This window comes from Acinetobacter sp. YH12086, from assembly GCF_013419345.1.
GTDB classification, from domain to species: domain Bacteria; phylum Pseudomonadota; class Gammaproteobacteria; order Pseudomonadales; family Moraxellaceae; genus Acinetobacter; species Acinetobacter amyesii.
Map to the genome: position 1 here is coordinate 1 of NZ_VPAF01000059.1, position 1,088 is coordinate 1,088.

The 1,088-nt window shown below is 36.9% G+C and carries 1 protein-coding gene; it reads left to right on the forward strand.

Annotation, left to right across the window (positions count from 1 at the left end):
- Positions 1 to 111 precede the first annotated feature (111 nt).
- Complete coding sequence (locus tag FTU29_RS17285) at positions 112 to 1,080, forward strand: IS30 family transposase (protein WP_014538385.1); 969 nt, start codon at positions 112 to 114, stop codon at positions 1,078 to 1,080.
- Positions 1,081 to 1,088 lie beyond the last annotated feature (8 nt).

Consider the following 1,088-nt stretch of genomic DNA (forward strand, 5'->3'; position numbering starts at 1 on the left):
GGCAGAGTAAAACTTGAAGTGCGACATAAACCACCTAATTAATTTAAAGGGTTTATGGAGTATATAAAATTGTCATACCATCATCTTAACTTTGAAGATCGTACTGCATTAATGCTTGAGTCAAGAAAAGAAGGCTTTTCAGCCAGAAAATTTGCTGAACTTATTAAAAGACATCCTAGTACGATCTATCGTGAGCTTAAAAGAAATAGCATCAATGACGTTTATCAAGCTCGATATGCTTCTGATAACACTTTTGCTAGACGTAGACGTGGTCACAGAAAACTCAAAATCGATTCAATCCTCTGGAAATTTATTGTTGAAGCGATCCGTTGTTTATGGTCTCCTCAGCAAATAGCAAAGCGTTTAAAGACATTTCCTGATTTGGATCAAACAATGAATGTAAGCCATACAACGATTTATTCAACGATACGAGCATTACCCAAGGGTGAGTTGAAAAAAGACTTATTATCCTGTCTACGTCATGAAAATAAAAAGCGAAAAGCTAACGGTGAACCTAAAAAAGATTCTATATTACAGGATATTAAAACTATTCATGAGCGCCCAGCCGAAGTTCAAGAAAGAAAAATACCGGGTCATTGGGAAGCTGATTTAATTAAAGGTAAAGACAATAAAAGTTCGATAGCAACACTTATTGAACGAAATACACGGCTCTGTATCTTGGCAACATTACCTGATGCAAAGGCAGAATCAGTGCGCAAGGCTTTAACTGAAGCTCTGAAATATTTACCTGCAGAACTGCGTAAAACGTTGACCTATGACCGTGGACGCGAGATGGCAGAACATAAAATACTTGAAGAAGATTTAGGCATAGATGTATATTTCTGTGACCCACATTCACCCTGGCAAAAAGGCACATGCGAAAATATGAATGGTTTAATTAGGCAATATTTACCTAAAGGGATTGATTTAAATCAGGCAGATCAGCATTATTTAAATCAAGTTGCCATGTCACTGAATACTCGTCCTAGAAAAGCGTTAGATTGGCTTACACCATTAGAGAAATTTGCTCAGCTTGTTGATTATCATAAGACTTTTCAAACTGTCGCACCTCATGTTTGAATTCGCCC